This window comes from Nocardioides sp., assembly GCF_036274455.1.
Classification (GTDB): Bacteria; Actinomycetota; Actinomycetes; order Propionibacteriales; family Nocardioidaceae; genus Nocardioides.
Genome location: NZ_DASUFR010000207.1, coordinates 1 through 6,019 on the forward strand (window position 1 = coordinate 1; position 6,019 = coordinate 6,019).

General features: G+C 72.0%; 5 protein-coding genes and 1 pseudogene. 4 read left to right on the forward strand and 2 right to left on the reverse strand.

What is annotated here, in order from left to right; all coding sequences use genetic code 11:
* Positions 1 to 214: pseudogene (locus VFV89_RS20130) on the forward strand (hypothetical protein); the annotation flags it as partial.
* Positions 215 to 889: 675 nt separating this feature from the next.
* Complete coding sequence (locus VFV89_RS20135; protein ID WP_329707760.1) at positions 890 to 1,624, forward strand: nucleotidyltransferase domain-containing protein; 735 nt, start codon at positions 890 to 892, stop codon at positions 1,622 to 1,624.
* Positions 1,625 to 1,685: 61 nt separating this feature from the next.
* Here VFV89_RS20135 and glpK read toward each other — a convergent pair whose 3' ends face one another.
* Together glpK and VFV89_RS20145 are read right to left on the reverse strand one after the other, a co-directional pair.
* Entirely contained in the window at positions 1,686 to 3,155 is a 1,470-nt protein-coding gene (glpK, locus tag VFV89_RS20140) for a glycerol kinase GlpK (protein WP_329707761.1), read from the reverse strand.
* Positions 3,156 to 3,165: 10 nt separating this feature from the next.
* Positions 3,166 to 3,996 carry a DUF1028 domain-containing protein gene (locus tag VFV89_RS20145; RefSeq protein WP_329707762.1) on the reverse strand — a complete coding sequence of 277 codons (831 nt, stop codon included), beginning with the start codon at positions 3,994 to 3,996 and terminating at the stop codon, positions 3,166 to 3,168.
* A gap of 73 nt (positions 3,997 to 4,069) precedes the next feature.
* Between VFV89_RS20145 and VFV89_RS20150 the strand changes: the two genes are divergently transcribed.
* Positions 4,070 to 5,329 (forward strand): MFS transporter, encoded by a 1,260-nt coding sequence (locus tag VFV89_RS20150; protein ID WP_329707763.1) that lies wholly within the window; start codon positions 4,070 to 4,072, stop codon positions 5,327 to 5,329.
* Between the two features lie 60 nt (positions 5,330 to 5,389).
* The coding region (locus VFV89_RS20155) for an ATP-dependent 6-phosphofructokinase (protein ID WP_329707764.1) at positions 5,390 to 6,019 on the forward strand (630 nt) is incomplete at its 3' end.

Below are 6,019 nucleotides of genomic sequence, written 5' to 3' on the forward strand. Positions count from 1 at the left end.
GGCGCTGTCCGACCTCCAGGCGCGGGCCATGCAGGTGCAGGCCGAGATCGACGAGCTCAAGCGCAAGATCGCCGAGCTCGAGGAGTCGGCCGACGAGGTCGACGACGAGATCGCCGAGGCCGAGGAGGCCCGCGACGACGCCCAGGGCGTCCTGGACGAGGCCACCAAGGCGCGAGACGCCGCGGCCAAGGCGGTGAAGAGGCTCGAGGGGTGAGGCACCCGCTGGCCCGTCGCTGGTCGAGCCTGTCGAGACCTCCGCAGGGAAGGCACCCGGGGTGAGTCCCAGCACCGGCTCACCAGGCTTCGAGGCTCGGCGCCGGGGCGCCTCGCACCTCAGCCACCGTGGTGACCCGCCGCTGGTCGAGCCTGTCGAGACCTCCGCAGGATAGGCACCTGCTGGCCCGCCGCTGGTCGAGCCTGTCGAGACCTCCGCAGGGAAGGCACCCGGGGTAGGTCCGAGCACCGGGTCACCTGGCTTCGAGGCTCGGCGCTGGGGCGCCTCGCACCTCAGCCACCGTGGTGGCCCGCCGCTGGTCGAGCCAGTCGAGACCTCCGCAGGATAGGCACCCGCTCGACCTCCGCAGGTCGAGCCTGTCGAGACCTCCGCAGGGTAGGCACCCGCTCGACCTCCGCAGGTCGAGCCTGTCGAGACCTCCGCAGCGAAGGCACCCGGGTGGGCCCCAGCCCCGGGTCACCGGGCTTCGAGGCTCGGCGCCGGGGCGCCTCGCACCTCAGCCACCGTGACGGCTCGGCGCCGGGGCGCCTCGCAGCTCAGCCACCGTGACGGCTCGGCGCTGGGGCGCCTCGCACCTCAGCCACCGTGACGGCTCGGCGCTGGGGCGCCTCGCAGCTCAGCCACCGTGACGGCTCGACGCCTAGTCTGCGGGTCGTGGTCGATCCGCAGGCGGTGCTTGACGCATTCGGGGACCGCTTGTCGAAGCTCGGCTGGGTGAGCGACCTGTGGGTCGGCGGCTCGCTCGCCACCGGCGACCACCTCCCGGGCGTGAGCGACATGGACCTCGTGGCACTGGTGGACGGCCGCGTCGACGCGGACCGCCAGTCCTCACTCGCGGCGGTCCACAGGGAGCTCGACTCGGGCGTCGCGGCCGGAGCCGACCTCGGATGCGTCTACGTCGACGCGCGCGAGCTGGCGGACGCCGAGGCACGCCATCCGACCTGGACGCACGGAGCTCTCGTGCAGCGGATCCTGTCCGGGATCAGCCGGGCCGAGCTGGTGCGCCACGGCAGGGCACAGTTCGGACGGCCTCCGGCGGACGTGCTGCCGCCGATGAGCGACGACGACGTTCGCGAGGCGGCGCGGGCAGAGGTGTGCGGCTACTGGGCCTGGGCGGCGAGGCGGCCGGCCATGTGGCTCGACCCGGTAGTGGCCGATCTGGGGCTGACCGGGATGGCCCGCGGCAGGTATGCACTCATCACCGGCCGGCTGCTGACCAAGTCCGAGGCCGTCGAGCAGGCACGGGCGCCCCAGTGGCTGGTCGGGCAGCTCCGGGCCCGGCGCCGCGGGGAGGCCGTACGGTCGCCACGGCTGCGGACGGCATGGATCGCGTGGCGGGACTGCCGGAGGACCGTCCGGTGGGTGCGGGCTCAGCAGCCGGGACGCTAGTGGCGCCCACTAGATGACCATTTCCAAGCGCTCGCTTGCACGATCCCTTGGAACCAGTCATCTAGGCCCAGCCCTTCGACCGCTCGACCGCGTCGATCCAGCGGGCGTGCGCCGCGTCGGCGGCGGAGCGGTCCGCGGCGGGACTGAAGGCCCGGTCGAGCTGCCAGGTCTCGCGGAGGTCGTCGGTCGAGGACCAGACGCCGGTGCCGAGGCCGGCGAGGAAGGCCGCGCCGAGTGCGGTGGTCTCCACGAGGCGGGGTCGCTGCACTTCGAGGCCGACCTGGTCGGCCTGGAGCTGGCAGAGGAGGTCGTTGGCCGACGCGCCGCCGTCGACGCGCAGCGGCGCGCCCTGGTTGGGCATGGTCTCGAGGACGTCGCGGACCTCGAAGGCGATCGCCTCGAGCGTCGCGCGCACGATGTGAGCCCGGGTGGTGCCGCGGGTGATGCCGATGATCATCCCGCGCGCGTGCGGGTCCCAGTGCGGGGCTCCGAGACCGGTGAGTGCGGGGACGAACACGACGCCCTCGGAGGAGTCCACCGTCCCGGCGATCGCCGCGGTCTCGTCGGCGGAGCCGACGATCTGCAGCCCGTCACGGAGCCACTGCACCGCGGCACCGGTCACGAAGATCGCGCCCTCGAGTGCGTAGGTCAGCTCGCCGGCGGGCGACCGCCACGCCGCCGTCGACAGCAGCCCGGCGTCCGAGCGCTCCAGGGAGGTCCCGGTGTTGGTGAGGATGAAGGAGCCGGTGCCGTAGGTGCACTTGGCGTCACCGGGCTCGAAGCAGGTCTGGCCGAACAGGGCCGACTGCTGGTCGCCGGCGACCCCGGCGATCGGCAGCGACAGGTCGAGGAACGACGCGGGGTCGGTGGTGGCGACCTCCCCCCAGTTCGGCACCAGCTCCGGCAGCGCGTCGCGGGGTACGTCGAACAGCGCGCACAGCTCGTCGGACCAGTCGCCGGCGCCGAGGTCGAACAGGAGGGTCCGGCAGGCGTTCGAGACGTCGGTGACGTGGTAGGTCCCGCGGGTCATCCGGGCGATGAGGTAGGAGTCGACGGTGCCGACGGCGTACCGCCCGGACTCCACCAGTGCCCAGGTGTTCGGCTCCTCCTCGGCCAGCCACATCAGCTTGGTGCCGGAGAAGTAGGGGTCGAGCCGAAGCCCGGTCAGCTCGGTGACGCGCGCCTCGTGACCCGCCTCCTTCAGGCGGGCGCAGATCTCGGCGGTGCGCCGGTCCTGCCACACGATCGCCCGCCGCGGCGACCCGAGCGTCTCGCGGTCCCAGAGCAGGATCGTCTCGCGCTGGTTGGTGATGCCGACGGCCCTCAGGTCGGCGGTGTCGACCTGGGCCAGTGCCGCGCGGGCGGCCGCGAGCGTGGCCTGCCAGATCTCCTCCGGGGCGTGCTCCACCCAGCCGGGCCGGGGGAAGTGCTGGCCGAACTCCTCATACCCCTTGGCCGCGATCGCGCCGTCCTCGGTGACGACGACCGCGGTGACGCCGGTCGTGCCCGCGTCGATGGCCAGGACGCTCATGGGAGGGCGCTCACGCGTCCTTCGTCGGCGTCGAGCGGACGATGTCGAGGATCTTCTGGTCGATCCACGACAGGTCGGGGGCCACCCGCATCTCGTAGTTCTCGGTGCCGACCCAGGCCTGGAAGTCGCGGGCGCCCCGCGCGTGCGCGAACGCCTCGAGCTCCTCCTCGAGCTCCTTGGTCACCGGCACCTTCTCCTCCTCGGTAGACGCGGTCAGGTAGAGCTCGCTGAGCTCCAGCAGCCGGGTGAGCTCGGGGATCGGCTCGGGGTGGTCGTCGACCCGCAGGTCGACGGCGATGTCGTCGAGACCGCCGTAGCCGGCGCCCTCCTTGACCACCAGCAGCGCCGCGGACTGCCGCCCGCGCGAGTCGCCACCGGCCACGTCGCCGGCTGTCAGCGCCTCGAGCAGCCGGCGGGCCAGCGGCGCGTCCGGGTCGGAGGTCAGCCACGCAGTCTCCATCGCATCCACGACGTCCTCGCCGGTGAGGATGTTGCCCTGGATGGCGTAGCCCTCGCCGGTGAGGCTGCCCGCCCACTCGAGGCATGCATGGCCGGTGTGCGAGGCGGAGCCCCCGTCGACGTCGACTATGCCAACCTGGCGGTGGTCGCGACCCTCGTCGTCCTCGAGCAGCCGCTGCAGGGCCACCGACGCGGTGGCGCCATCGTCGAGGTGGGCCAGCGCCTGCCCCTTGTAGGCCACGTTGGCGTCGGCCTGGGTGGCGATGGCGCCGACCCCGGCGACGGCCGCGGGGACGGCGGAGCCCACGGCGAGGAACTTCGACGCGACGGCCACCCCCCACGACTCTCCGTCGGCGGACCTGGCCACGATCGAGAAGGTCATGGCGCGACGATAGCGACCGCCCGTGCGGATACCCGGTTGCCCTCAACCGCACTCGAGGTCGGACAATCGACCGGTGCTGCATCGGCTCGGGTTCCCCTCCGTCGGCCGCCACCGGCGGTTCGTCACCGCGATCGCGATCGACGCGATCGGGAGCGGCGTGTTCATGCCGATCTCGATGCTGTACTTCCTCGTCGCCACCGACCTCACGCTGGTGCAGGTCGGTGCCGCGATCTCGCTGGCCAGCCTGGTCGCCCTTCCGACGGGACCGCTGATCGGCTCGATCGTCGACCGGGTCGGCGCCAAGCAGGTGCTCCTGGCGGGCAACGTCCTCCAGGGCATCGGCTTCGTCGCCTACCTGGTCTCCGACTCCTTCCTCGCCGTCACGCTCTGGACCGTCGTCGTCACCGTCGGCCGCACCGCCTTCTGGGGCTCCTACGGCAACATCGTCGCCGCCATCTCGGTACCGGGGGAGCGGGAGAAGTGGTTCGGCTTCCTCGGTGCGCTCCGCAACGTCGGCTTCGCCGTCGGCGGCCTGGTCTCGGGCGTCGCGATCACGATCGGCACCCAGGCGGCGTACGCCGCGGTGGTGGTCGCCAACGCGGTCTCCTACGGCATCGCGTTCCTGCTGCTGCTCGCCGTCCCGGCCACCGAGCGCACCCGGCACGAGGCCCAGCCCGGCTCGTGGGCGACGGTGCTCCGGGATCGGCCCTACCGGGTCCTGTGGTGCACGCAGCTGGCGTTCTCGACCTCGATGATGGTCCTGAACTTCGCCATGCCGGTCTACGCCACCAAGGTGCTCGGCCTGCCGGGCTGGGTCACCGGAGCCGTGTTCACGATCAACACGATCATGGTCGGTCTGGGCCAGGGGCTCGCGGTGCGCGCGATGACCGGCCGGGTCCGCTGGCGGATCCTGGTCGTGGCGAACCTGTTCTTCGCCGTGTCCTACGTCGCCCTCCTGGGGGCCAGCGCGGTGGGCGTCACCGTGGGGGTGGTGATCGTGCTCGCCTCGGCGGTGATCTACACCCTGGGCGAGCTGACCGGCGGACCGGTCACCTCGGCGCTCGCCGCCGAGGCGGCGCCCGAGCACCTCCGCGGCCGCTACCTGTCGCTGATCCAGCTGGCGTGGAACGCCTCAGGCACGGTCACGCCGGTGGCCTTCGCCTGGCTCCTGGACCGCGGAGCGACCCCGCTGTGGCTGGTGCTGCTCGGGCTTGCGGCGCTCGGCACCTTCGTCTCCGCGCTGCTCGGCCGCGTGCTGGCGCTCGCCGACGCGCCGGTGACCAACCAGGCCGTCGAGGTGGCGGACGACGGGCTGGCGGCGGTCGAGCCGTAAGCACTACTGTCGAGGGCGACTTGAACGATCCAATTTCGTCCAGAGCCAGGAGCAACAGCCATGCGTGTGGGAGTCCTGACCGGAGGCGGCGACTGCCCCGGTCTCAATGCGGTGATCCGGGCCGTCGTACGCCGCGGGGTCCGGGGCCACTCCTTCGACTTCGTCGGCTTCCGGGACGGCTGGCGCGGCCCCCTGGAGGGGCTGACGATGGAGCTGGGCATCGAGCAGTGCCGCGGCATCCTGCCCCGCGGCGGCACCATCCTCGGCTCGTCGCGGACCAACCCGTTCAAGATCGACAACGGCGTGGAGCAGATCAAGGACAACCTCGCCGCCAACGAGGTCGACGCACTCGTCGCGATCGGAGGAGAGGACACGCTCGGCGTGGCCACCAGGCTCTCCGAGCTCGGGGTCAACGTCGTCGGGGTGCCGAAGACCATCGACAACGACCTCTCCGGGACCGACTTCACCTTCGGCTTCGACACCGCGGTCAACATCGCCACCGAGGCGATCGACCGGTTGCACACCACCGCCGAGTCACATCACCGGGTGCTTGTCGTCGAGGTGATGGGCCGGCACGCCGGTTGGATCGCGCTGCACTCGGGTCTGGCCGGGGGAGCGAACGTCATCTTGATCCCGGAGCGGCCGTTCGACATCGAGAAGGTGTGCAAGCTGGTCGAGCAGCGGTTCCAG